The organism is Curtobacterium sp. NPDC086286, from assembly GCF_044746255.1.
Lineage (GTDB): Bacteria > Actinomycetota > Actinomycetes > Actinomycetales > Microbacteriaceae > Curtobacterium.
On sequence record NZ_JBIVBW010000008.1, the window covers coordinates 81,537 to 104,750 of the forward strand.

Genomic DNA, 23,214 nt, shown 5'->3' on the forward strand with positions numbered 1-23,214 from the left:
AGCATGACCACCGCATCGGCACCGGGTGTGCCCGCCCCCGCGGCGGGCGCCACCGCATCGGCACCGGTCGCCGGGGCGACGCTCGTCACGAGCGAGCAGCCGGCCGATGCCACCGCCCGCCGCGTCGCCGGACCCCGTGTCCGGCGCCGCGGCGGCATCGCGTGGCTCGGCCTCACCCCGTTCGCCGCCTACGTCCTGCTGTTCCTGGCCGTCCCCGCGGTGGTCGCGATCGGCAGCGGCTTCTTCACGAGCGACGGCGCGTTCACGTTCGCCAACCTCGCCGCGTTCGCCGACCCGTCGGTCCTCCGTGCCTTCGGCGGCTCGTTCGCCCTGTCGGCCGTGTCCGCCGTGATCGGTGCCGTCGTCGGGGCGATCGTGTGCTGGGCGCTCGCCGCGCTCCGTCCCGACGGGCTCGTCCGGTCCGTGATCGACTCCGCCGCGAGCGTCCTCGCCCAGTTCGGCGGCGTCATGCTCGCGTTCGCGTTCATCGCCACGATCGGCGCGCAGGGCCTCGTCACGACGTGGTTGGTGTCCGTCTTCCACATCGACCTCAACGCCGAGGGCACCTTCCTCTACACGGTTCCCGGACTCGTCATCCCCTACGTCTACTTCCAGGTGCCGCTGATGGTCCTCACGTTCATGCCCGCCCTCGAGGGCGTCAAGACCCAGTGGGGTGAAGCCGCCGCCACCCTCGGCGCCTCCCGCGCGACGTACTGGCGCCGCATCGGCCTGCCCGTGCTCGCGCCGGCGTTCTGGGGATCGCTGCTGCTCCTCTTCGCGAACGGGTTCTCGTCGTTCGCCACCGCGGCGGCCCTGATCTCCCAGGGCGGGATCGTGCCGCTCACCATCCGCACGCAGCTCACGAGCGAGACGATCATCGGACTGCAGAACGTCGCCGGTGTGCTCGCCTTCGGCATGGTCGTCGTGATGGCGGTCGTGATGGGCGCGTACTCGCTGCTGCAGCGTCGGGCATCGAGGTGGCAGCGATGAGCGCGGCTGCCCCGGTGCGTCCGTCGCGTGGGTCGGGTGAGTCGCGCCCGTCGCGCCCGTCGTCTCGTCGTCGGCCAGGAGGCGCGGCTCGCCCCGGCCGCTTCGGCGCGGCCCCGTCACGGGTCACCGCCGCGATCGTGCTCGTCGTGGTCGGCCTCGTGTTCGCCGTCCCGCTCGTCGCCCTCGCGCAGTTCACCTTCCGCCAGGGGACCGACGGCAGCCTGACGCTCGCGCACTACGGCGCACTCGTCGACCCGGTGAACGCCGCGACCTACCAGCCGGTGTTCGACGGACTCGGGGCGTCCCTGCTCATCGCGCTCATCACCGTGGGGATCGTGCTGCTCGTCCTGCTGCCGGCCCAGATCATCACGGCCCTGCGGTACCCGCGGCTCCGTCGGGTCCTCGAGTTCGTGTGCATCGTGCCGATCACCGTCCCCGTGGTCGTCCTCGTCGTCGGGTTCATCCCCGTGTACCAGGTCGTCGCCCAGGTCTTCGGCTCGGGCGCGTGGACCCTGTCGTTCGCGATCGGCATCGTCTCGCTGCCCTTCGCGTTCCGACCGATCGCCGCGGCCATCACCGCGATGGACATGGCCGTGCTCTCCGAGGCCGCCCGATCCCTCGGCGCGTCGTGGTGGACCGTCACGTGGCGGGTGCTCCTGCCGAACCTCCGCCGCGGCATCACCGCCGCCTGCTTCCTGACCATCACGGTCGTCCTCGGCGAGTACACCCTCGCCTCGTTCCTCTCCCGCACGACGTTCCAGACGGCGCTCCTGCTCGTGCAGTCGACCGACCCCTACGTCGCCGCGATCTTCTCGCTGGGCGCACTCGTCTTCGGATTCGTGCTGCTCGTCGTCATCGGCCGGGTCGGCTCCCGCCGTCGCCGTGCCCCGAAGGAGTCCGCATGACCGTCACCGCCCCCGCCGCCCCCGCATCGCTCGCCACCGACGGCGCGATCGTCGAGCTGCACGGCGTCGAGAAGCACTACGGCGCGCACCGTGCCCTCGCCGGCCTGTCGCTCCGCATCGAGCCCGGCGAGTTCGTGTCGCTGCTCGGGCCCTCGGGCTGCGGCAAGACGACCGCGCTCCGGGCGCTCGCCGGCCTCGAGGCCATCGACGCCGGCTCCATCCGCATCGACGGCGTCGACGTCGCGGGCACCCCGGTGGACAAGCGGGACATCGGCATGGTGTTCCAGCAGTACTCGCTGTTCCCGCACATGACCGTGCGGCAGAACGTCGCGTTCGGCCTGGAGATGCGCCGGGTCCCCGCCGCCGCGCGCCGCGAGCAGGTCATCGACGCGCTCGACATGGTGCACCTCGCCGAGTTCGCCGACCGCTACCCGCACCAGCTCTCCGGCGGCCAGCAGCAGCGCGTCGCCCTCGCCCGGGCCCTGGTCACCCGGCCCCGTGTGCTCCTGCTCGACGAGCCGCTGTCCGCGCTCGACGCCAAGGTGCGGGTCTCCCTGCGCGACGAGATCCGCCGCATCCAGAGCGACCTCGGCATCACGACCGTGTTCGTCACCCACGACCAGGAGGAGGCGCTCGCCGTCTCGGACCGCATCGCGGTGATGAACGCCGGCGACATCGAGCAGATCGGCACGCCCGAGGAGCTCTACCGGTCCCCGTCCTCGGCGTTCACGGCGGACTTCGTCGGGCAGTCGAACCGGCTCCGCGGGGACCTGCGCGGGGGCGACGTGTTCGTCTACGGGTTCAGCGTCCCGGCGCTCGACGCCTCGGTGCCGGACGGCCCGGTGCTCGCCTACGTCCGCCCGGAGGACGTCGCCTTCGCCTCGGAGGGCGTCACCGGCACGGTCGTGGCCTCGAGCTTCCTCGGGTCGATCCGGCGCACCACGGTCCGGCTCGACGACGACACCGTCGTGACGGTGCAGCACGAGGTCGGCGACCGTCGTGCGGCCGGCGAGGCCGTCGCCGTGCGCCTGCTCGGCGCGCCCGTGGCGGTCGCCCCGCTCGCGTAGCCGCGAACTGCCGGACGGGAGGCGCGGTGCGGGCCCGCACCGCGCCTCCCGTCCCGTGGGTCAGCGCTGGAAGCGCGCGGCCGGGTCGTCGGACAGGGCCGCCTCGATCCGTGCCCGCATGGTCGCGGGCATCTCCGGCAGCGCGTCGAGCCGCGCCCAGAAGGCCTCGGTGTTCTCGCCGTCGGCGGGGAAGGGCTCCCCGGAGACGTACCGGCAGGCGAACACCAGGTCGAGGTACTGCGCCCGGTCACCGTTCGGGTAGGTCATCTCCGGCAGCACCTGCACCCACGCGAGGCGCTCGGCGACGGCGACGACGTCGGCTTCCTCGAGGACCTCGCGTTCGGCGGCGACCGCGGGTTCCTCGCCGGGGTCGACGATGCCGGTGACCGGCGTGAACGCGTGGTTGTCGGCCCGGCGCACGACGAGGAGCTCACGGTCCGGGCCCTCGCCGCGCGTCACGACGGCGGTGACCCCGGTGAGCCAGAGCGGCTCGTTCCCGATCTTCGATCGGAGGGACAGGACGAAGTCAGGCGTGGGCATGCCGCCACGCTACCGACACGGGACCCTGTCGCGGACTGGTCATGACCAGTAGGCTGTCACCGTGGAGATCATCATCCTGCCCACGCCGGCTGAGGTCGGTCGCGTCGCCGCGGCCAAGATCGCCTCCGTCGTCGCGAAGAAGCCGTCCGCCGTCATCGGTGTCGCCACCGGGTCCAGCCCGCAGGGCATCTACGCCGACCTGCAGCGTCGTGTCGACGCGGGGGAGATCTCGTTCGCCGAGGCCCGCGCGTTCGCCCTCGACGAGTACGTCGGCATCCCGCTCGAGCACCCCGAGTCGTACGCCTCGGTGATCCAGCGCGACGTCATCGATCCGCTCGGGTTCGAGCCCTCCCGCGTGCGGGTCCCGGACGGCCGCGCGTCCGACCTCGAGTTCGCGGCGAAGGAGTACGACGCCGCGATCCGTGCCGCCGGCGGGGTCGACGTGCAGATCCTCGGTATCGGCGCGAACGGGCACATCGGGTTCAACGAGCCGACGTCGTCGTTCGCGTCCCGCACCCGCATCAAGACCCTCGCCCCGTCCACGCGCGAGGCGAACGCCCGGTTCTTCGACAGCCTCGACCAGGTCCCGACGCACTGCATGACGCAGGGGCTCGGCACCATCCTCGAGGCCCGCGAGCTCGTCCTCGTCGCCCAGGGCTCGTCGAAGGCCGACGCCGTGGCCGCCGCGGTCGAGGGGCCGCTGTCGTCGTTCGTCCCCGGGTCCGCGCTGCAGCTGCACGAGCACGCCACCGTCGTCGTCGACGAGGAAGCCGCGGCGGGCCTCAAGCTCGCCGACTACTACACGTACACGTACGCGAACAAGCCGGCCTGGCAGCTGTTCGAGTAGGGCCGCGGATCAGCCGCCTGCACGTCGTTCGAACGCGGTGTGCAGGCGGCTGAGTCCGTCGTCGAGGCTCTCCGCCGAGCACCCGAAGTTGAGTCGCGCGAACCCGACCCCCTGGCGTCCGAAGTCCGGTCCGCTGCCGAGCGCGACCTTCGCCTCGTCGACGAGCAGGGCTGCGGGGTCGTCACCCCACGGGAGCGCCCGCAGGTCGAGCCACGCCAGGTAGGACGCCTGCGGCTGGCGGTACCCGGTGCCGGGCAGCACGTCGCCGAGTCGCTCGGCCAGGGTGCGGCGGTTCGCGGCGAGCTCGGTCAGCAGCGACGCGAGCCAGGGTCCGCCCTCGCTGAACGCCGCCACGCTCGCGGTGTACCCGAGGATCCCGGTGCGCTCCACCACCTCGCCGGGCATGCCGTCGAACCAGGCGCGGGCACGCTCGGAGGCGCCGACCATCAGGGCGCACTTCGTCCCCGCGAGGTTCCACGCCTTGCTCGCGCTCGTGAGGGTGACCCCGAGCTCCGCCGCCTCGGGGCAGGAGTCGAGGAAGGGCGTGAACGTCGCGTCCGCGTGCACGAGCGGCGCGTGGATCTCGTCCGAGACGACCACGGCGTCCCACTCGGCGGCGAGTCGGGCGAGGGCGGCGAGGTCCTCGCGGGTGTGGACGAGTCCGAGGGGGTTGTGCGGGTTGCAGAGCAGCACCGTGCGGGCCCCGTCCGCGAACGCCCGGCCGATCCCGTCGAGGTCCATCCGCCACCCGGCCGTCGTGTCGAACGGGTCCGCGGCGCCCTCGGGTGCGAGCAGCGGGACCTCGGTCACGGAGCCACCGGCCTCGGCGACGTACTCCCAGAACGGCGGGTACACGGGCGGCATGATGACGACCTGGTCCCCGGGCTCGATGACCCGGCGGAGCGTCTCCACCGCAGCCACCGAGACGTCCGTGGTGGTCCGCACGAGGTCCGGGTCGAGGCGCCACGACCAGCGGGTCTCGGCGAAGTCGGCGAACGCCTCGGGGAGCGCCCGCCCGTGCCCGACGTACCCGGTGTCGCCGTTCGTGACCGCGGCCACGAGGGCGTCCCGCACGGGTTCGGCGAGCATGCTGTCCATCTCCGCGACGAACATCGGCAGCACGTCCGGCGGGTAGGCCGTGTACTTCTCGCTGGTGCGGGTGCGGTGCGCATCGAAGAGGGAGACCATGACGCTCATGGGGCCATCCTCGCAGCGGAGGGTGTGATCTGGACCTCAGTCGACGTCGGCGAGGGTGTACGGTCCGCTCGCGCCCGCGAAGGAGACGACCTGCGCCCGGACGCCGACGTCGGCCTGCATGCGTGCTGCCGTGCGGAGTCCCAGTGCTCGGGTCCCCGCGTCACCGAACGGACCCCCGGCCCGCTCGGTCAGCGCTCGCCACCCGACGATCGCGCGCGCGGTGCCCTCGCGGAGCCCGGCGGCGCGCGCGGACAGGACCTCGGCGCGGCGGCGGCCGTTCCAGGACTCGACCTCGGTGCCGGTGCGGTCGGCGGGCGCCACCACGACGGGGTGCGCGACCGGGAAGGTGTCGATCCCGCCGCCGGCGCCGCACCAGACGTGGACGTCGTCACCGACTTCGAGCTGCACCCTGCTCGCGAGCGTGGACGCGTCGACCCGGTGGGCGTCACGGACGGCGGCCGAGGGCCACTCGAACGACGTCCCGCTCAGCGAGTCGAACACGTCGTTCCACGCCTCGAGGTCGTGCCGCAGGGCAGCGCTGAGGCCGAGGCCGTCCGCGTCCCGATCGACGAGGCCGACGTCCTCGGAGGATCCGCGGTACCAGAGCGGCGAGTCCCCGACGCCGTACTCGGCCATCACGAGGACGATCGCCCGCGGTGGGCGACGTCGACCGCCCGGCGCGCGCTCGTCCCCGTGGTGCATGGCGTCCATCCAAGCAGGCGCGGGCGGGGCGACCGATCGACGTGAACAGCAGGGGAGCGCTCGGTGACGGATCGCGCGTCCCCCGTCCGAGGGGTCTAGCGTCGCGGGCGTGAACCGTTCCCGCGTGCACCGTCGCCCGCTCCTCCGCCCGCTGCCGCTCGCCGCGGTGGCCACGATCGCCGCGCTGCTCGGGACGGGGATGGTCGCCGCGCCGGCGGTCGCCTCGCCGACCGGGCAGGCAGGGCAGGCGGCCCGCACCGTCTCCGACCCCGCCCGGTACGTCGACCCGTTCATCGGCACGAGCGGCGACGGCAACACCTGGCCCGGCGCGACCGCCCCGTTCGGCATGCTCCAGTGGAGCCCCACCGGCACCGCGGGCGACCAGACCTCGACCCCGGTCGCGAACGGCTACTCGTACGACGTCGACCGACTGCGGGGGTTCAGCCTGACGCACCTGAACGGTGCCGGCTGCGCGCCGGGGGCCGCCGGTGACGTGCCGATCATGCCCGTCACCACACCGGTCACGACCTCGCCGTCGTCCGACTCCACCGACGCGGTCTACGCCGCCGGGTACTCGCACGACGACGAGTCCGCGAGCCCCGGCCGCTACACGGTCCACCTCGACAACGGCGTCCGCACCGACCTCGCCGTCACCACGCGTGCCGGCGTCGGCGAGTTCGCGTTCCCGGCCGGCGAGGACGCGAACCTGCTCTTCCGCACCTCGAACTCGATCAACGGCAGCGAGGCGGCGACCACCCGTGTCGACGCACGGACCCGCACGGTCAGCGGCAGCGTCCTGACCGGCGGCTTCTGCAGCCGCCGTGCGAACGGGGGCGGGGCCACCAACCCCGACCGCCGTAGCTACTACCGCCTGTTCTTCACGGCGACCTTCGACCGGGCGTTCACGAGCACCGGCACGTGGCAGGACGGCACGGTCCGGCCAGGAGGCACGTCCTCCTCCGGCGGGGAGGGTTACCTGACCGGCGCCGACCGTGCCGGACGCGGCTCCGGCGCGTGGGTCGGGTTCGACGCGCGTCGCGGTGCGACGGTGCACGCGAAGATCGGCATCTCGTACGTGAGCGCCGCAGGAGCCGTCGCGAACCGCGACGGCGAGGTGACCCCGCGCTCGACCGTCGCCAGCGTGGCGGCCGGCACCCGCGCCTCCTGGAACCGCGAACTGTCGCGCCTGCGCGTCGGTGGCGGCACCGCGGACCGGACCACCCAGCTCTACACGTCCGTGTACCACGCGCTCATGCAGCCGAACACGCTGAACGACCGCGACGGCCGCTACCTGGGGCCGGACCAGCGGGTGCACCGGATGGACCGGGGACACCGGGCCGTCTACGGCACGTACTCCGGGTGGGACCAGTACCGGGCACAGATCCAGCTGCTCGCACTGCTGCGACCGGACGTCGCCGGGGACATGGCGCAGTCGATGCTGCGGTTCGCCGAGCAGAACGGCGGGGTGTGGGACCGCTGGCTCCACCTCGGTGCGCCGACGCACGTGATGACGGGCGACCCCTCGGCCGCGACCCTCGCCACCTGGTACGCCATGGGAGTCCGGAACTTCGACGTGCGGGCCGCCTACGCATCGCTGAAGCACCAGGCGACCGTCGAGAACGCCGACGCCGAGAGCGACATCGGCTGCCCGGGCCAGTGCCTGGCGCAGCGGCCGGCCCTCGACGAGTACCTGCAGCGGCAGTACGCGGCGAACGACGACTGCTCGTGCTGGGGTGGCGCTGCCGAGACCCTCGAGGACTCGATCTCCGACAGTGCGCTCGGGTACTGGGCCTCGTCGCTCGGACTGCGCTCGGATGCCCGGATGTTCGCGGAGCGCGGGACCTACTGGAAGAACACGTTCAACCCGGCCGTCGGGTACCAGGCCGCTCGCCAGGCCGACGGGTCGTGGACGCCGGACTGGTCGCCCTCGACCGGCACCGGGTTCGCGCAGGGGACGAGTGCGCAGTACACGTGGCTCGTGCCGCAGGACGTGCACGGGCTGTCGACCGCGCTGGGCGGAGACGATGCCGCCGCGGCTCGCCTGGACGCCTTCTTCCACGACAGCTCCGGCGCGTTCGCGGTGACCGGTGGTGACCCCACGAAGTTCGACCCGACCAACGAGCCCGACATCCACACGCCGTGGATGTACAACGCGCTCGGCAAGCCGTGGAAGACGCAGGAGACCGTGCGTCGGGTCGTCGACGACGCCTACGCGACCGGGCCGAGCGGGTTGCCGGGCAACGACGACCTCGGCACGATGAGCGCCTGGTACGTCTTCGCGTCGATCGGGTTGTTCCCGCAGACGCCGGGGCGGGCGGAGATGCTCATCGGCAGCCCGACGTTCAGCACGGTCGACATCCGGCGGTCGAGCGGGGAGCGCATCGTCGTCCGGTCCTCCGGCACGGAGCCGTACGTCCACGGTGCACGCCTGGACGGCCGGACGCTCGAGAGGTCCTGGGTGCCGGCGTCGTTCGTGACCCGCGGGGGGACGCTGTCGCTGCGGGTCGGGGACACGGTGGACACGTCGTGGGCGAGCGGGGTGCGGGGCCGGCCGGTCGACCGGTAGGCGCCGCGGCGGGTCAGCGCAGCTCGCGCCCCGCGCCCCACACCCGCTGGACCTCGAACGACGGCGACAACGCCACGAGGTCGGCGGCGTACCCCGGTGCGAGCCGACCCAGCCGGTCGCCGAGCCCCAGCGCCGCCGCCGGCACGCTGGTCAGCGCCGCCACGGCGTCCGGCAGCGTCTGTCCGGCGAGGGTCACCGCGTTCCGCAGCGCGACGTCCTGCGTCAGGGTGGACCCCGCGATGGTGTCCGTCCCCGCCACGTGCGCGATCCCGTCCGTCACGGTCACGGCGAGGGATCCGAGCGTGTACGGGCCGTCGGCCGCACCGGCAGCGCCCATGGCGTCGGTGATGAGGGCGACACGACTCGGCGCCGCCCGCAGCAGCATCGACGCCACGGACGGGTGCACGTGCACGCCGTCGAGGATGAGCTCGAGCGTCACGCGGTCGTCGGCCACGGCGGCCGCGATCGGCCCGGGAGCCCGGTGGTGGATGCCCGGCATGGCGTTGAACGCGTGCGTGAGCAGGGTCGCGCCGGCGTCGAACGCTGCCCGGGCCTGGTCGTACGTGCCGACGGTGTGGCCCACGGCGACGGTGACGCCCGCGGCGACGAACCGTTCGGTCGCGTCGAGGGCGCCGGCGAGCTCCGGCGCGATGGTGACCTGGCGCACGACGCCCTCGCCGGCCTCGAGCAGGTCCGCGACCGGACCGGGCGCCGGGTCGATCAGGAACGACTCGTTGTGGGCACCCTTGTTGTGCGGGGAGAGGAAGGGTCCCTCGAGGTGGACGCCGAGCACGAGCGGGTCGTCGGCCATCACCCTGCGGATGCGGTCGAGCGAGGCGGTCAGCGCGGGGACCGGGTTCGCGACGAGGGACAGGACCGAGCGGGTCGTGCCGTGGGACCGGTGGACCTCGAGGGCGGCCGCGATCGAGTCGTCCTCGTACGCGGTGCCGCCGCCGCCGTGGCCGTGCAGGTCGATGAAGCCGGGCGTCAGGACGGCGTCGCCGAGGTCCACGACCTCGTGCACCGAGGTCGCCGCAGGTGCCTCGGGGCCGGAGCCGACCGCGTGGATCGTGTCACCGACGACGAGGACCCAGCCGTCCGCCGTGGAGCCGGCCGCGTCGACCACGTGGGCCGAGCGGATCAGGGTGCGCCGCGCCTCCCGTCCGCCGGAGCCGCCGACGTTCACCGGGTCTCCTTGCGGAACTGCACCACGCCCGACAGGGCCGCCACGAGGATGAAGACCAGCCCCACCACCGGGTGCCCGATCGAGATCCAGCACCCGCCGGCCGCGATCACGAGGGCGACCTCGACGATGGTCTTGCCGACGATGTCGGTCTCGATCGGCGACGCCTGCGACCGGAACAGGTACCAGACCACCGCCGCGAACACCGGCGCGCCGATCATGAACAGGATGCCGGGCATCGGGAACGGCCACGCGATGTAGCCCCAGTACGCCAGCGAGACCAGGCCGAAGGCGCACACCAGGATGCGGAGCACCGTCCAGCCGTCGAGCCTCCGCGGGCGGATGGCGTGCGGGTCCGGGGTGTCGCCCCAATCGACGGGGGACTGCGGTGCTGACATGCGGTGCCTACTTGAAGATGATGGTGCGGGCGCCGTCGAGGAGGACACGGTCCTCGGCGATCCAGCGCACCGCCTGGGTGAGCGTGCGGGACTCCTCGTCCTGGCCGATCGAGACCAGCTCGGCGGGGTCCTTCGTGTGGTCCACGCGGACGACGTTCTGCTCGATGATCGGGCCCTCGTCGAGGTCGCTCGTCACGAAGTGCGCCGTCGCACCGATGAGCTTGACCCCGCGGGCGTGCGCCTGCCGGTAGGGGTTGGCGCCCTTGAAGCCCGGCAGGAACGAGTGGTGGATGTTCACCGCGCGACCCTCGAGGGCGGCGCACAGCTCCGGCGAGAGGATCTGCATGTACCGGGCGAGGACGACGAGCTCGATGTCGTGCTCCTCGACCGCCTGCAGCACCCGGCGCTCCATCTCCTGCTTGCTCGCGGCGTCGGTCACCGGCCGGTGCTCGAACGGCACGGAGTAGAACGACGCGAGCTCGGAGAGGTCCGCGTGGTTCGAGAGGACGAGCGGCACCTCGATCGGGAGCTGTCCGCCGCGCTGCCGGTACAGCAGGTCGTTCAGGCAGTGCCCGGCCTTCGACACGAGGACGAGGGTGCGCAGCGGCCGGCCGACGACGTCGAGCTGGACGCGGGCGTCGTAGCGTTCGGCGACGGGAGCGAGCGCGGCCTCGAACGTGGAGCGGTCGACGGGGGCCATGACCTGGAGGCGCATGAAGAACGTGTTCGTGTCGACGCTCGAGAACTGCTGTGACTCGGTGATGTTCCCGCTCGCGGCGACGACGGCTCCGGAGACGGCGTGCACGATCCCGGGCTGGTCGTCGCAGACCAGCGTGAGGGTCCAGTGCGTGGGGGTCTGCTCGCTCGGGGCGGTCGGAGCGGTCGGGTCGGTCACCGGATCAGGCTACCGGGATCGGGCTGTCGGGAGGCGCGGCGCGGCCCCGCCGGTCGGGCTGCGGCCCGCCGGCGGTCGCGCGGCCGCGGCGCGCGCGGGCGGGATCGTGGGCAGAAACGGTCGGGTGCGGTGACGTGACCCGACCATTTCTGCTCACGAAGTGGGGTCCGCGGGCGCGGGCGCGGGCGCGGGGGCGGGCGCGCCGCGCCCGGCGCCGCGCCCGCCCGGCGCCGCGCCCGCCCGGCGCCGCCCGCGCCGCGCGGTCAGCGCGGGAGCGGCCGCGACAACGCCCGGTCGGCGATCGTCAGGACGCTCAACAGCACCGCCACCCCCACGATCACCCACGCCAGCACGTGCAGGTCCGGCGTCGTCGGGGCCTGGCCGAACACCCCGCCGATCAGCGAGGACGCCCCGATCGCCCCGATGTACACGCTCGTCCGGGACAGCCCCGCCGCGGTCCCGATGTACTCCGCCGGCACGACCCGGTAGAGCGCCGCCTGGTTCGACACGGACGCCAGGGCCTGCGGCACGCCGAACAGCGCCGGCGCGAGGACGAGCAGGAACACCGGCGACCCGGTGTGGAGCAGCAGGAGGAGCAGCCCGCCGACGATCGGCACCACGGCCGCGACGATGAGCGGCCCCCGCACGGCGGTCTTCCGGGCGATGAGGAACGACGCGACCCCGGCGACGATCGCGGCGGGCAGCTGCATGTACCCGGCGACGTCGCTCGAGTACCCCGCGACGTCCTGCACCCACTGCGAGAACCCGTAGGTCATCGTGTACGCCAGCAGGTACACGAGGAACAGCCGCATGTACGTGCGCGAGAGGGCACCGTTCCGGGCGAGCATCCGAACGTCGACGAAGGGCCGCACGGCGCGGAGCTCCCAGAGCACGAGCGCGACGAGCAGCACGACCGCCGTGCCGAGCAGCCACCAGAGTCCGGCGGACAGGTCGAGCAGGAACACGAGGAGCGCCGACACGAAGCCGGTCATGAGCAGCATCCCGAACGGGTCGAGTGCGGTGAGGACGGGCAGGTCCTCGTCGGTCCGCGGCCGGAGCTTGTCCGACGGCAGCCACAGCGCGGAGACGACGATCCCGAAGGCGGCGAGCGGGACGTTCACGAGGAAGATCGCGTGCCAGCCGAACGCGGCGATGAGCGCTCCACCGAGGGGCGGCCCGGCGGCGGCGGACACGAGCGACGTGATCGACAGCGCGCCGAGCACGAGCGGCGGGGTGGGCTTCCCGATGCGGGCGGAGTGCTGGCGCAGGGTCGTGAGCGCGGCCGGGTACGCCGACGAGGTCCCGATGCCGATCAGCACGCGCGCGAACACCGCGCCACCGAAGCCGGTCAGGAACTCGGGCACGATTCCGGCGATCCCGACGATGACGAGTCCGGTCAGGAACACCTTCTTCGGACCGAACCGGTCGGCGAGCTTGCCCATCGTCGGCTGCGCGATGGCGCTCGCGAGGTACAGCGCCGCGACGAGCCAGATCGCCTGCGCCGCACCGATCCCGAGGTCGCGGGAGATCGGCGCGAGGGCGACCGACACCATCGTCGTGTTGATCGGGTTGAGCAGCGGTCCGACCAGGACCGGCACGAGGAGCTTCGGGCCGAAGCCGCTGCCGCCGGGGCCGGTCGACGGGGAGACGGGTGTGGGGGCGGTTGCGGTGGACGTGGTCGGCTGCCTTTGCGAGGGGGTCGCGTCGTGACGGCCAGGAGGCGCGGCTCGCGTCGGTCGACGCGGGTCGCCCCTCCTGGTGGTCACGGTTCGACGAGGGGTTCGAGGATGCGGAGGGAGCGGGCGACCGTTGCACGGTCGTCGGGGTCGAGCGTCGCGAGGCGCTCGGCGAGCAGGCGGGTCCGGGCGCGGTGGGACTCGTCGCGGGCGGTGCGGCCGGCGTCGGTCGCGGCGACGATGGTCCGGCGCCCGTCGGTCGGGTCCTGCGTGCGGGTGACGAGGCCGAGGTCCTCGAGCGCCTGGACGGTCGCGCCCATCGACTGCGGGCGGACGCCCTCGGCGCGGGCGAGTTCGGCGGTCGTGGTCGCACCGTCGCGGACGAGCCGCCCGAGTGCGGCGGACTGCGAGGCCGTGACGTCGTCGACCTTGCCGACCAGGGTCGTGCGGCGGATCTTGCCGTACAGCGTCAGCAGCGCACCGGCGAGCACGTCCGAGCCGTCACCGTCCGATTCCATACCGTCACGGTACTACTTCGACAGGCGAACTTGCAAGGCTGCCTTCTGAAATCAGGGCTCGAAGACGATCCGCCGCTTCGACACCACGAACCCCGCACGCTCGAACGCCCGACGCATCGGGGTGTTCGTCGCGTCCGTCGTCCCGACCACCCGCGGTGCGCCGGCAGCGGCGTGCACCCGGACCGCCTCGGCCAGCAGTCCGTCGACGATGCCGCGCCCCCGGTGCTGCGGCAGGACGCCGATGTAGCTGACGGCCGCGTCGTACGCCGTCCGGGTCGCGATGACGAAGCCGACGACGAGCCCCTCCGCGTCGAGGGCGATCCGCCACCCGTCCCGTGATCCGGGCAGCGACCGGTAGAACGCGAGGTCGTCGGCGGCCGCACTCCGCGAGCCCAGCTCGGCGACCGCGGCCAGCGTGTGTGCGTCGAGGCTCCCGACCGCGACGCGCGCGAAGAGGTCCACGAACTCGACGTCATCGCCGCCGCGGAACCGCAGGGCCGGCGTCGACCCCGACCCCGTCGCGGGAGCGCCCGGCTGTTCGAGCGCGACGCTGACCCGCTCGGTCATCCGTCCGAGTCCGGCGGCACGGGCCGCTGCCGTCCGCCACCGCACGGCCGCGACGGCGTCGTCGTCCGTGTGCCAGTCCACTGCGACGTCGACGATCCACTCCGGCAGCGAACCGAACGCGGCGGTCCCGGCGGCGATGAGTCCGGCGGCGATCTCCCGGCGCTCGTCGCGGTCGGACGACCCCGGTGCGATGAGCAGGTCGTCGAGTGTCGACGGCGCCGCAGCGTCCGCACCGCCCCACCAGAGCGCACGGCCGACGGGACGGCCGTCCCGCAGGGCCAGCCACGACCACTCCGGGCGGTAGTTCCCCGTGGCGGACTCGGCCCGGTACCGGTCCGCACCGATCCACGCGACCGGTTCGTCCGTCGAGAAGGCGAGCAGCGCCTCCAGGTCGTCACCGTCGACGGGGCGGAAGGCGACGCTCACCGCGGACCGGTCAGGGTCTCGACCAGGTGCTCCTGCACGTACCCGAGCCAGTCGTAGACGTCCCGGAGGCCGACGCCCGCGTCGGCGGTGTACGACTGCTCCTCCGTGGCGGAGTCCACGATCCCCAGCCGGTCCGCGATCGTCAGCCGCAGGTCCGTCAGACAGCGCAGCCAGGCCTGCTCGTCCGAGGTCTCGAAGGCGCCGTCCCGTGCCCCGGTGAGCCACGCGTGCACGGCCCGGGCGTTCTCGGTCTTCCTCGCCACCAGGTCCGACTCGGTCCACCGCCGGAACTCCGCGCTCGCCTCGGCGTCGTCGCGGTAGGCGTCCGGGAACATCCGCGCCGCGACCGGGTCGGATGCGAGGTCCCCGTCGAGTACCTGCTGCAGCTGCTCGGTCAGCGACGTGAGCACGCCGCGCTCGCCGGAGGACATGGCGAGGTGCACGCCGTCGGCACGGCGGACGAACGGGATCACGGAGCGGGCGCCCTGTCCACCGAGGCCTGCAGCCCGTACCCGTGCATGGCCTCGACGTGGGCCTCCATCGCTTCGCGGGGGCCGGTCGCCACGATCGCGCGCCCCTCGTCGTTCACCTGGCGCATGAGTCGCTCCGCCTTCGCGCGCGGGAAGCCGAAGTACTGCTGGAAGACGTAGGTCACGTAGGACATGAGGTTCACCGGGTCGTCCCACACGACGGCGACCCACGGCGCGTCCGGTCGCACGCTCGTGCGGGCGTCGGTGCGCTCGTCCACGTCGGGCGTCAACAGGGTCATGCACCCAGGGTGACACGAACCTGCTCGCTCGGTACGATCGGGGGGTCGCGACTGGCGTTGGATGGGTCACCATCGGGGAGCGACACCTGACACGGTGCGCGGCCGTACGCCTGGGCCGCGCCCACCCGTCCACCTCGTCGTGCGCGTGCGCGACGGAACAGACAACGAGGAGTCCCGTGTCCATCACCGATCTGCCCCCCGCAGCCACCAACACCGCCTTCAACGCCCCGCTGAACGAGGTCGACCCCGAGATCGCCCGCGTCCTCGAGCAGGAGCTCGGCCGCCAGCGCGACACCCTCGAGATGATCGCGTCCGAGAACTTCGTGCCGCGCGCCGTCCTCGAGTCGCAGGGCTCCGTGCTCACCAACAAGTACGCCGAGGGCTACCCGGGCAAGCGCTACTACGGCGGCTGCGAGTACGTCGACGTCGCCGAGCAGCTCGCCATCGACCGCGCGAAGGCCCTCTTCGGCGCCGAGTACGCCAACGTCCAGCCGCACTCGGGTGCGACCGCGAACGCGGCCGTCCTGCACGCCATCGCCTCGGCCGGCGACACCATCCTCGGCCTCGAGCTCGCGCACGGCGGTCACCTGACCCACGGCATGAAGCTCAACTTCTCCGGCCGCATCTACAACGCCGTCGCGTACGGCGTCGACCCCGAGACGTTCGAGGTCGACTACGACGACATCCGCGCGAAGGCCATCGAGCACCAGCCGAAGGTCCTCATCGCTGGTTGGTCGGCCTACCCGCGCCAGCTCGACTTCGCGAAGTTCCGCGAGATCGCGGACGAGGTCGGCGCGAAGCTCTGGGTGGACATGGCGCACTTCGCCGGTCTCGTGGCCGCCGGCCTGCACCCGTCCCCGGTGCCGCACGCCCACGTGGTGTCCTCGACGGTGCACAAGACCCTCGGCGGCCCCCGCTCCGGCATCATCCTGTCCAACGACGAGTCGCTCTTCAAGAAGCTCAACTCGGCCGTGTTCCCGGGCCAGCAGGGCGGTCCGCTCATGCACGTGATCGCCGCCAAGGCCACCGCGTTCCTGCTCGCCGCCACCCCGGAGTTCAAGGAGCGCCAGGAGCGCACGATCCGCGGTGCACAGGCGCTCGCCGCACGGCTGACGGCCGACGACGCGAAGGCTGCGGGCATCGACGTCCTCACCGGTGGCACCGACGTGCACCTCGTGCTCGTGGACCTCCGCACGTCCGAGGTCGACGGCAAGCAGGCCGAGGACCTCCTGCACGAGGTCGGTATCACCGTGAACCGCAACTCCGTGCCGTTCGACCCGCGCCCGCCGATGGTCACCTCGGGTGTCCGCATCGGCACCTCGGCGCTGGCCACCCGTGGCTTCGGCGACGCGGAGTTCACCGAGGTCGCGGACATCATCGCGCTGACCCTCATGCCGAACCCCGACATCGACGCGCTCTCGGCACGGGTCAAGGCCCTGACCGACGCGTTCCCGCTCTACGCGTGAGCGGCGCCGCCCCGTCGCCCGCGCCGCTGCCGCGCGAGCGCTGGGCGGGTGAGGGCAGTGCCGTCCGCATCGACGGCACCGCCCTCGCCGCCCGCACGCTCGACGACCTGAAGGTCCGCATCGACCGGCTGCACGACCACGGGTTCCGCCCCGGGCTCGGCACGATCATGGTCGGCCAGAACGCGGGCTCGGTGTCCTACGTCGCGGGCAAGCACCGCGACTCGGCGCAGATCGGGCTCGACTCGGTCCGCATCGACCTGCCCGAGACCGCGTCGGCCGCCGACATCCGGGCAGCGATCCTGCAGATGAACGACGACCCCCGGGTCACCGCGTTCATCGTGCAGCTCCCGCTGCCGCAGGGGATCGACCCGATCCCGATGCTCGAGCTGATGAACCCGGCGAAGGACGCCGACGGCCTGCACCCGACCAACCTCGGTGAGCTCGTGCTCGCCGTCCCGGGCGGTGCCGGCACGATCGACGCACCCCTGCCGTGCACCCCGCGCGGCATCGTCGCGATGCTCGAGGCGTACGACGTCCCGATCCGGGGCCAGCACGTCACGATCATCGGGCAGGGGCTCACGGTCGGTCGTCCGCTCGGGCTGCTCCTCACCCGGCTCGAGGCCACGGCGACCCTCACCCACTCCCTCACCGAGGACGTCGCCGCAGAGTGCCGCCGCGCGGACATCATCGTCGCCGCGGCCGGTGTCGCGGGGCTCGTCCAGCCGGACTGGGTGAAGCCCGGTGCGGCGGTCATCGACGTCGGCATCAGTCGCGTGGTCTCCCCGGACACGGGCAAGGCTCGCCTCCGGGGCGACGTCGACCCCGCGGTCGCCTCGGTGGCGGGCTTCTTGTCGCCGACGCCCGGCGGTGTCGGCCCGATGACGCGCGCGATGCTGATGAAGAACGTGGTCGAGGCCGCCGAGCGCCACCTGCACTAGCGCGCGGCGCGCGTCGCGCGCGCCGCGCTGTGCGCTTCGTGAGCAGAAATGGTCGGGTCCCGTCGTGGAACCCGACCATTTCTGCTCACGAAGCACGGTCGGGAGGCGCGGGTCGCCGCCGCCACGTCCGCGCGGGCACGAGGTGGCCGGGTCCGGGGCGTGCCCCGGACGGGCGCTTCTGCCGCGGCCGGCACCGCGCTACCGTTCGAGCATGACCACCTCCGCCGCGGAGCCTCGGGCACACGAGTCGCTCTTCACGAAGGACGCCCGCAAGCTCGTCGGGATCACGCTGCTGTGCCTGTTCCTGCAGGTCCTCGGACAGAACTGGTCCGCTCAGCCGCGGCTGCCCGGCAGCACGGACGTGCACGAACTCGGCTTCGTGCAGTTCGAGGCCCGGCCGTGGAGCGGGTGGGTGCTCCTCACCGTCGGCTTCGCGGTGGCCGGCTTCGTCGTCGGGGTCGCTCGGCGCGGAGCCGCACGGTGGGACCAGGACCGCGTGCTCGCGCTCGGTCTGGGCGGGGTGGTCGGGGTGACCGTGCTGGTGTGGGTGCTGTTCATCGTGCAGTGGCAGTGGGTGTACTGGGCCGTCGCGCACGGCGACCTGCACCCGTTCACGATCGGTGACGTCTCGTGGTCGATCCAGCGACTCGAGGGCGCGCCGTGAGCGTCGACCGCAGTGCTACGGTCTCGAACATGGGGGAGAACGTGCAGACCGCGCCCGTGATGGCGCACGCCGGACGGCAGCTGCGACCGCGAGCGCGGGGCCTCGTGCTGATCGGGGCCGTCGCGCTCCTGTCGTACCCGACGCTCACGATGTGGTCCGCCTCGTCGGAGTACGGCGGGACGGACGGCGACGGGCACTGGATCGACAACGCCGGCAACCCGCTGTCGAGTGCGCCGCCCACCGTGCACGTCGAGAGATATACGGCGCCGGCCGCGATCGCCGTCCTGCTCCTCGTGGTCGTCGTCGGGGTGTTCCTGCCGCCGATGCTCGCGCGGTTCGGCAAGCGATCGCTCGGTGACGTCGTCCGGTTCGCGGCGTACCTGGCCGTCCCGGTGGTCGTCGTGGTCGGCGTGCTGATCTACACCGTGTGGCAGGGGCACGTCGTGATGGACCAGATCGACCACGAGGTCCTGCACCCGCACGGCTTCCCGTGGGGCGGCGTGACGGTCACCACAGGGCACGCGACCCGCTGACCCGGGGCCCCCGGCCGGCCCAGCCCGAGAGACCCGGCGCGTCAGTCGCGCCGGACGCCCTGCGCGGCGTGCACCGTGAACACCGTCGGCTCGCGGTACCCGGCCGCGGCGAAGGCGGCGGCGACCGCGTCTGCGATCGTCTGCCGCGCCTCCTGGTCGACCAACGCGATCGCCGCACCGCCGAAGCCGCCACCGGTCATCCGCGCGCCCACCGCACCGTGCTCCATCGCGGTCGCGACCGCGAGGTCGAGCTCCGGCACCGAGATCTCGAAGTCGTCCCGCATCGACTCGTGCGACGCGACCAGCAGGGACCCGATCGCCCGCGGCCCGTGCTCGCGAAGCGTGCGGACGGTGTCGAGGACGCGCTGGTCCTCGGTCACGACGTGCCGGACACGGCGGAAGGTCTCGTCGTCGAGGAGTTCCTGCGCGCGCGGCAGGTCGTCGACCGACAGGTCGCGGAGCGCCTCGACACCCATCACGGCCGCACCGTGCTCGCACGACTCGCGTCGGGCCTTGTAGCCGCCCGTGGCGTGCGCGTGCTCGACGCGCGTGTCGACGACGAGGACCTCGAGCCCGTTCGCCTCGAGCGCCAGGTCGACCACGGCGGTGTCGAGCGTGCGGCAGTCGAGGAAGACGACCGCGTCCTGCTCCCCGAGCAGCGAGGCGGACTGGTCCATGATCCCGGTGGGGGCACCGACGGCGTGGTTCTCGGAGTACTGGCCGACCCGGGCCAGGGTCTTCCGGTCGAGCCCGAGCTCCCACAGGTCGTTGAAGGCGAGTGCGACGCCGCACTCGATCGCCGCGCTCGACGAGAGCCCGGCACCGACCGGGACGTCCGACTCGATGAAGACGTCGAAGCCGGTCTTGTCGGTGAGGTCCGCGCCCGCCTGCTCGCGGAGTGCCCACGCGATGCCGAGGACGTACGCCGACCAACCGTCCATGCGCTCGGGCGCGAGCTCGTCGAGGGAGAGCTCGACGACGGTGCCCGCGTCGAACGCCGACGCGACGCGCAGCTGCCGGTCGTCCCGGGGCGCGATCGAGGCGGTCGTGCGACGGTCGATCGCGAAGGGCAGCACGTACCCGTCGTTGTAGTCAGTGTGCTCGCCGATGAGGTTGACCCGGCCGGGCGCGGAGTACCGCACCGCGGGCTCGTACCCGTAGACCTGCTGGAACGTCATGCGCGTTCGATCCCTCCTCGGATGAACTCGGCCGCCTTCTCGGGGACGAGGTCCCCGATCCACGCGCCCATGGCGGCTTCGCTGCCGGCCAGGAACTTGAGCTTGTCCGCCGCGCGACGCGGGGACGTGATCTGGAGCATGAGCCGCACGGTGTCGCGGCCGGTGTGCACCGGCGCCTGGTGCCACGCGGCGATGTACGGCGTCGGGTCGCCGTAGAGCTTGTCGATCCCGCGGGTGAGCCGCAGGTGCATGTGCGCCAGCTCGTCCTTCTCGGCGTCGGTGAGCCCGGCGAAGTCGGGGACGTGCCGGTGCGGGAGCATGTGGATCTCGATGGGCCAGCGTGCGGCGAAGGGCACGAAGGCGGTGAAGTGCTCACCGGCGAGGACGACCCGGTCGGAGGCGCGCTCGTTCGCGAGGTGCTGCTCGAACAGGTCCGGCCCGAACCGCTCGATGCTCTCGAGCAGGCGCTGGGTGCGCGGGGTGACGTAGGGGTAGGCGTAGATCTGCCCGTGCGGGTGGTGGAGCGTGACGCCGATGGCCTCGCCCCGGTTCTCGAACGGGAAGACCTGCTGGATGCCGGGCATCTGGGACAGCGCCGCCGTGCGGTCCGCCCACGCCTCGACCACGGTGCGGGCGCGTGACTCGGAGATCGACGCGAAGGAGCCCTCGGTCGCGGGCGAGAAGCAGACGACCTCGCACCGCCCGACGCTCCGGAACTGCCGGTTCAGCCCGACCTCGGTCAGGGAGTCGAGCGATGGCGGGGCGTCGTCCGCCCCGTCGGGTCCGGCGAGCATCGGGCCGAAGGACGGGGAGCGGTTCTCGAACACCGCGACGTCGTACCGGCTCGGGATCTCGGAGGGGTTCTCCGCCGACTGCGGCGCGAGCGGATCCTGGTCGGCTGGCGGCAGGAACACGCGGTTCTGCCGGCTCGCCGCGATGGACACCCACTCGCCCGTGAGGACGTCCTGCCGCATGCGCGCCGTCTCCGGCCGCGGGTCGAGGACACGCTGGTCGATGCTGCGTTCTGCGGGCAGCGTCGAGTCGGCGTCATCGAAGTAGAAGAGGTCGCGTCCGTCCGCGAGCTTCGTCACGCGCTTGGTGATCACCGCACAACCCTAGCGGCTCCACGAAGCATTGCGAAAGTGTTCGTAAGCACGCGAAACTGGTGGCATGACGGACGACGACCTCTCCTTCCTGGCCGGCGCGCTCCCCGCGCCGCTGCGGCAGGACCGCATCGTCTCGATCGTCGAGGGCGCGCCCGGACTCGTCCGAACGGCCGCCCTGGCAGCGGCCCTGGGCACCAGCGAGGTGACCGTCCGGCAGGACCTCTCCCTGCTCGACCAGGAGGCGCGGATCCGGCGGGTCCGCGGCGGTGCCGTCCGCCTCGGGGTCGGTTCCACCGAGCGCCCCTTCGAGGAGACCGCCGTCGAGCACCAGGTGGCCAAGGCCGCCATCGGCCGCGCCGCGGCGGCGCTCGTGCGCTCCGGGCAGTGCGTCGTGCTCGACGTCGGCACCACGCCCGCCGCCGTCGCGACAGCGCTGGTCGCGCGCGAGGACCTCGTCGACGTCACGGTGGTCACGAACTCGCTGACGACCGCGCTCGTGCTCGAGGCCGCCGTCCCGCGCTTCACCGTCATCGTCACCGGGGGCACGCTCCGTCCGCTGCAGCACTCCCTCGTGGCGCCGTTCAACGGCACCCTGCTGCCGATGATCGCCGCGGACCTCGTGTTCCTCGGCGGCACCGGGGTCGACGTCGCGCACGGCCTCACCAACGTCAACCTGCCCGAGACCGAGGCGAAGCGGATGCTCGCGGCCGCGGCTCGGCGTACGGTCGTGGTCGCGGACGGGTCGAAGTTCGGCCGGGCCCACATCGGGGTCGTCCGCGCGCTCGAGGACATCGACGTCGTCGTCACCGCCGAGACCACGGCGGAGCAGGTCGCCCCGATCCGGGCGGCCGGCGTCGAGGTGGTCGTGGCGGACGAGCCGGCAGTACCCGCACCATCTGCACGATCCGCACCATCCGCACCGGGAAGGACCCGTACCTCATGACCGCAGCTCCCACCGGAGGGCAGTACCACCTCCGCCACGCCGGACCCGACGGGGTCGTCGAGGCGATCGTCACCGAGGTGGCGGCCGGCATCCGGGAACTCCGCGTCGCGGGGTTCGACCTCACCGAGCCGTTCCCCGTCACGTCGCAGCCGCCCGGGGCGAACGGGATCGTGCTCGCGCCGTGGCCGAACCGCGTCGCCGGCGGCGTGTGGGAACTCGACGGCAAGCGGCAGCAGCTCGACGTCTCCGAGCCGAAGTACGGCAACGCGTCGCACGGGCTGCTCCGGTTCGCGCCGTACCGCGTGGTCTCCCAGACCGAGTCCGGCATCGTGCAGGAAGCCACGATCCACCCGCAGCACGGCTGGCCCTTCACGCTCGAGACCCGCGTGCACCACGAGCTCGTCGACGACGGCATCCGGGTGACGCACGAGGTCGTGAACCGCTCGGGCGTGCGTGCGCCGTTCGCGATCGGCGCGCACCCGTACCTCCGCGCCGGGGACACCCCCGCCGAGGACCTCGTCGTCCGGCTCGACGCGGGGACGGCGTTCACCGTGGACGAGCGGAAGATCCCGAACGGCACCGTGGCCGTCGACGGCACCCCCTTCGACCTGCGCTCCGGTGTCCGCGCCGGTGACGCCGACCTCGACACCGCCTACACGGACGTCACGCCCGACGCCGAGGGGATCCGGCGCACGACGATGCACGGACCGGAGGGCGACGGCGTCGAACTCTGGCAGGACGGATCGTTCCCCTACGTGCAGGTGTTCACCTCCCGCGAGTTCCCCCGTGGCGACGGCACCGGGCTGGCCGTGGCGGTGGAGCCGATGACGGCGCCGGCCGACGCGCTCAACTCCGGGGAGGGGCTGCGCTGGCTCGAGCCCGACGAGGCCTGGACCGGCAGCTGGGGCATCCGCCGCGTCTGGTCCTGACCCGGGCGCGGCCGGTCCGCGGCCGAGACTCGGCCCGGCGGACAGTTTCGCGTGTCCCGCGCCGCGACGGTGTCCGCGGAGCCGAGACTCGGCCCTGCTTACACGTTCGCGACTCGTGCGGCGCGAGGGTGTCCGCGGAGGCGAGACTCGGTCGGGCAGTGGGGCACCGCCGCTGGTCCGCGCCGGACACGACGAAGGCCGCCCCGGGGAG

General features: G+C 72.7%; 24 protein-coding genes and 1 riboswitch. Of the genes, 11 read left to right on the forward strand and 13 right to left on the reverse strand.

Going from position 1 to position 23,214, the window contains the following annotated elements; translation table 11 throughout:
• Positions 1 to 3 precede the first annotated feature (3 nt).
• The 3 genes from ACIPKM_RS15040 to ACIPKM_RS15050 are packed head-to-tail and all read left to right on the forward strand — an operon-like array spanning position 4 to position 2,962.
• Positions 4 to 990 (forward strand): ABC transporter permease, encoded by a 987-nt coding sequence (locus tag ACIPKM_RS15040; protein ID WP_402737029.1) that lies wholly within the window; start codon positions 4 to 6, stop codon positions 988 to 990.
• Positions 987 to 1,895: an ABC transporter permease gene (locus tag ACIPKM_RS15045; protein ID WP_229085249.1), complete on the forward strand. Its 909-nt coding sequence runs from the start codon at positions 987 to 989 to the stop codon at positions 1,893 to 1,895. Before ACIPKM_RS15040 ends, ACIPKM_RS15045 begins: the two co-directional genes overlap by 4 nt.
• Positions 1,892 to 2,962 (forward strand): ABC transporter ATP-binding protein, encoded by a 1,071-nt coding sequence (locus ACIPKM_RS15050; RefSeq protein ID WP_402737030.1) that lies wholly within the window; start codon positions 1,892 to 1,894, stop codon positions 2,960 to 2,962. Before ACIPKM_RS15045 ends, ACIPKM_RS15050 begins: the two co-directional genes overlap by 4 nt.
• Before the next feature lie 60 nt (positions 2,963 to 3,022).
• Here the strand turns inward: ACIPKM_RS15050 and ACIPKM_RS15055 are convergent, their stop codons facing one another.
• Positions 3,023 to 3,502 (reverse strand): NUDIX domain-containing protein, encoded by a 480-nt coding sequence (locus ACIPKM_RS15055; RefSeq protein ID WP_071302114.1) that lies wholly within the window; start codon positions 3,500 to 3,502, stop codon positions 3,023 to 3,025.
• A 61-nt stretch (positions 3,503 to 3,563) separates the two neighbouring features.
• On the opposite strand from ACIPKM_RS15055, the gene nagB reads away from it, so the two are divergent.
• Positions 3,564 to 4,349, forward strand: a complete 786-nt coding sequence (gene nagB / locus ACIPKM_RS15060) for a glucosamine-6-phosphate deaminase (RefSeq protein WP_402737031.1) — start codon at positions 3,564 to 3,566, stop codon at positions 4,347 to 4,349.
• A 9-nt stretch (positions 4,350 to 4,358) separates the two neighbouring features.
• Here the strand turns inward: nagB and ACIPKM_RS15065 are convergent, their stop codons facing one another.
• Both ACIPKM_RS15065 and ACIPKM_RS15070 read right to left on the reverse strand, forming a co-directional pair.
• Positions 4,359 to 5,546: a MalY/PatB family protein gene (locus ACIPKM_RS15065; RefSeq protein WP_402737032.1), complete on the reverse strand. Its 1,188-nt coding sequence runs from the start codon at positions 5,544 to 5,546 to the stop codon at positions 4,359 to 4,361.
• Positions 5,547 to 5,582: 36 nt separating this feature from the next.
• Positions 5,583 to 6,248: a hypothetical protein gene (locus ACIPKM_RS15070; RefSeq protein WP_402737033.1), complete on the reverse strand. Its 666-nt coding sequence runs from the start codon at positions 6,246 to 6,248 to the stop codon at positions 5,583 to 5,585.
• Positions 6,249 to 6,357: 109 nt separating this feature from the next.
• Here ACIPKM_RS15070 and ACIPKM_RS15075 point away from each other — a divergent pair, with 109 nt between their 5' ends.
• Positions 6,358 to 8,814, forward strand: a complete 2,457-nt coding sequence (locus ACIPKM_RS15075; RefSeq protein ID WP_402737034.1) for a GH92 family glycosyl hydrolase — start codon at positions 6,358 to 6,360, stop codon at positions 8,812 to 8,814.
• 13 nt (positions 8,815 to 8,827) lie between these two features.
• On the opposite strand, the gene nagA is transcribed toward ACIPKM_RS15075, so the two are convergent.
• The 8 genes from nagA to clpS form a co-directional block, all read right to left on the reverse strand.
• Positions 8,828 to 10,000 carry an N-acetylglucosamine-6-phosphate deacetylase gene (gene nagA, locus ACIPKM_RS15080; protein WP_402737035.1) on the reverse strand — a complete coding sequence of 391 codons (1,173 nt, stop codon included), beginning with the start codon at positions 9,998 to 10,000 and terminating at the stop codon, positions 8,828 to 8,830.
• Positions 9,997 to 10,395, reverse strand: coding sequence for a YrdB family protein (locus ACIPKM_RS15085; RefSeq protein ID WP_083295174.1), 399 nt, complete (start codon positions 10,393 to 10,395; stop codon positions 9,997 to 9,999). Before ACIPKM_RS15085 ends, nagA begins: the two co-directional genes overlap by 4 nt.
• Positions 10,396 to 10,402: 7 nt before the next feature.
• Positions 10,403 to 11,290, reverse strand: a complete 888-nt coding sequence (purU, locus tag ACIPKM_RS15090; protein ID WP_083403393.1) for a formyltetrahydrofolate deformylase — start codon at positions 11,288 to 11,290, stop codon at positions 10,403 to 10,405.
• Between the two features lie 263 nt (positions 11,291 to 11,553).
• Positions 11,554 to 12,888 (reverse strand): MFS transporter, encoded by a 1,335-nt coding sequence (locus ACIPKM_RS15095; RefSeq protein WP_402737036.1) that lies wholly within the window; start codon positions 12,886 to 12,888, stop codon positions 11,554 to 11,556.
• 164 nt (positions 12,889 to 13,052) lie between these two features.
• Positions 13,053 to 13,484 carry a MarR family winged helix-turn-helix transcriptional regulator gene (locus ACIPKM_RS15100; RefSeq protein ID WP_071295859.1) on the reverse strand — a complete coding sequence of 144 codons (432 nt, stop codon included), beginning with the start codon at positions 13,482 to 13,484 and terminating at the stop codon, positions 13,053 to 13,055.
• A 51-nt stretch (positions 13,485 to 13,535) separates the two neighbouring features.
• Positions 13,536 to 14,477, reverse strand: a complete 942-nt coding sequence (locus tag ACIPKM_RS15105) for a GNAT family N-acetyltransferase (protein WP_402737037.1) — start codon at positions 14,475 to 14,477, stop codon at positions 13,536 to 13,538.
• Entirely contained in the window at positions 14,474 to 14,950 is a 477-nt protein-coding gene (locus tag ACIPKM_RS15110) for a DUF2017 family protein (protein ID WP_070417774.1), read from the reverse strand. The genes ACIPKM_RS15105 and ACIPKM_RS15110 overlap by 4 nt, the downstream gene beginning before the upstream one ends.
• Complete coding sequence (clpS, locus tag ACIPKM_RS15115; RefSeq protein WP_402737038.1) at positions 14,947 to 15,246, reverse strand: ATP-dependent Clp protease adapter ClpS; 300 nt, start codon at positions 15,244 to 15,246, stop codon at positions 14,947 to 14,949. The genes ACIPKM_RS15110 and clpS overlap by 4 nt, the downstream gene beginning before the upstream one ends.
• Positions 15,247 to 15,283: 37 nt before the next feature.
• Positions 15,284 to 15,369, forward strand: a riboswitch (ZMP/ZTP riboswitch).
• A gap of 59 nt (positions 15,370 to 15,428) precedes the next feature.
• Between clpS and glyA the strand changes: the two genes are divergently transcribed.
• From glyA to ACIPKM_RS15135, 4 genes are all read left to right on the forward strand, one after another.
• Positions 15,429 to 16,712: a serine hydroxymethyltransferase gene (gene glyA / locus ACIPKM_RS15120; protein ID WP_302847420.1), complete on the forward strand. Its 1,284-nt coding sequence runs from the start codon at positions 15,429 to 15,431 to the stop codon at positions 16,710 to 16,712.
• A gap of 26 nt (positions 16,713 to 16,738) precedes the next feature.
• Positions 16,739 to 17,650, forward strand: a complete 912-nt coding sequence (locus tag ACIPKM_RS15125) for a tetrahydrofolate dehydrogenase/cyclohydrolase catalytic domain-containing protein (protein ID WP_070419370.1) — start codon at positions 16,739 to 16,741, stop codon at positions 17,648 to 17,650.
• 211 nt (positions 17,651 to 17,861) lie between these two features.
• Entirely contained in the window at positions 17,862 to 18,314 is a 453-nt protein-coding gene (locus ACIPKM_RS15130; protein ID WP_071295862.1) for a hypothetical protein, read from the forward strand.
• Positions 18,315 to 18,343: 29 nt separating this feature from the next.
• Entirely contained in the window at positions 18,344 to 18,847 is a 504-nt protein-coding gene (locus ACIPKM_RS15135; protein WP_402737039.1) for a hypothetical protein, read from the forward strand.
• A gap of 41 nt (positions 18,848 to 18,888) precedes the next feature.
• Here ACIPKM_RS15135 and galK read toward each other — a convergent pair whose 3' ends face one another.
• Positions 18,889 to 20,025, reverse strand: a complete 1,137-nt coding sequence (gene galK / locus ACIPKM_RS15140) for a galactokinase (RefSeq protein ID WP_071295864.1) — start codon at positions 20,023 to 20,025, stop codon at positions 18,889 to 18,891.
• Positions 20,022 to 21,131: a galactose-1-phosphate uridylyltransferase gene (gene galT / locus ACIPKM_RS15145; RefSeq protein ID WP_071295865.1), complete on the reverse strand. Its 1,110-nt coding sequence runs from the start codon at positions 21,129 to 21,131 to the stop codon at positions 20,022 to 20,024. Before galT ends, galK begins: the two co-directional genes overlap by 4 nt.
• A gap of 64 nt (positions 21,132 to 21,195) precedes the next feature.
• Here galT and ACIPKM_RS15150 point away from each other — a divergent pair, with 64 nt between their 5' ends.
• Entirely contained in the window at positions 21,196 to 22,074 is an 879-nt protein-coding gene (locus tag ACIPKM_RS15150) for a DeoR/GlpR family DNA-binding transcription regulator (protein ID WP_092385152.1), read from the forward strand.
• Entirely contained in the window at positions 22,071 to 23,003 is a 933-nt protein-coding gene (locus ACIPKM_RS15155; protein WP_071302105.1) for an aldose 1-epimerase family protein, read from the forward strand. The genes ACIPKM_RS15150 and ACIPKM_RS15155 overlap by 4 nt, the downstream gene beginning before the upstream one ends.
• The last annotated feature ends 211 nt before the right edge of the window (positions 23,004 to 23,214 follow it).

Coding starts and splice junctions, on each gene's coding strand:
- ACIPKM_RS15065 (WP_402737032.1), bottom strand. CDS start 5,546: ATGAGCGTCATGGTCTCCCTCTTCGATGCGCACCGCACCCGCACCAGC.
- ACIPKM_RS15055 (WP_071302114.1), bottom strand. CDS start 3,502: ATGCCCACGCCTGACTTCGTCCTGTCCCTCCGATCGAAGATCGGGAAC.
- ACIPKM_RS15135 (WP_402737039.1), top strand. CDS start 18,344: ATGGGGGAGAACGTGCAGACCGCGCCCGTGATGGCGCACGCCGGACGG.
- ACIPKM_RS15045 (WP_229085249.1), top strand. CDS start 987: ATGAGCGCGGCTGCCCCGGTGCGTCCGTCGCGTGGGTCGGGTGAGTCG.
- ACIPKM_RS15150 (WP_092385152.1), top strand. CDS start 21,196: ATGACGGACGACGACCTCTCCTTCCTGGCCGGCGCGCTCCCCGCGCCG.
- ACIPKM_RS15155 (WP_071302105.1), top strand. CDS start 22,071: ATGACCGCAGCTCCCACCGGAGGGCAGTACCACCTCCGCCACGCCGGA.
- ACIPKM_RS15085 (WP_083295174.1), bottom strand. CDS start 10,395: ATGTCAGCACCGCAGTCCCCCGTCGATTGGGGCGACACCCCGGACCCG.
- ACIPKM_RS15100 (WP_071295859.1), bottom strand. CDS start 13,484: ATGGAATCGGACGGTGACGGCTCGGACGTGCTCGCCGGTGCGCTGCTG.
- ACIPKM_RS15130 (WP_071295862.1), top strand. CDS start 17,862: ATGACCACCTCCGCCGCGGAGCCTCGGGCACACGAGTCGCTCTTCACG.
- clpS (WP_402737038.1), bottom strand. CDS start 15,246: ATGACCCTGTTGACGCCCGACGTGGACGAGCGCACCGACGCCCGCACG.
- galK (WP_071295864.1), bottom strand. CDS start 20,025: ATGACGTTCCAGCAGGTCTACGGGTACGAGCCCGCGGTGCGGTACTCC.
- ACIPKM_RS15070 (WP_402737033.1), bottom strand. CDS start 6,248: ATGCACCACGGGGACGAGCGCGCGCCGGGCGGTCGACGTCGCCCACCG.
- ACIPKM_RS15040 (WP_402737029.1), top strand. CDS start 4: ATGACCACCGCATCGGCACCGGGTGTGCCCGCCCCCGCGGCGGGCGCC.
- ACIPKM_RS15050 (WP_402737030.1), top strand. CDS start 1,892: ATGACCGTCACCGCCCCCGCCGCCCCCGCATCGCTCGCCACCGACGGC.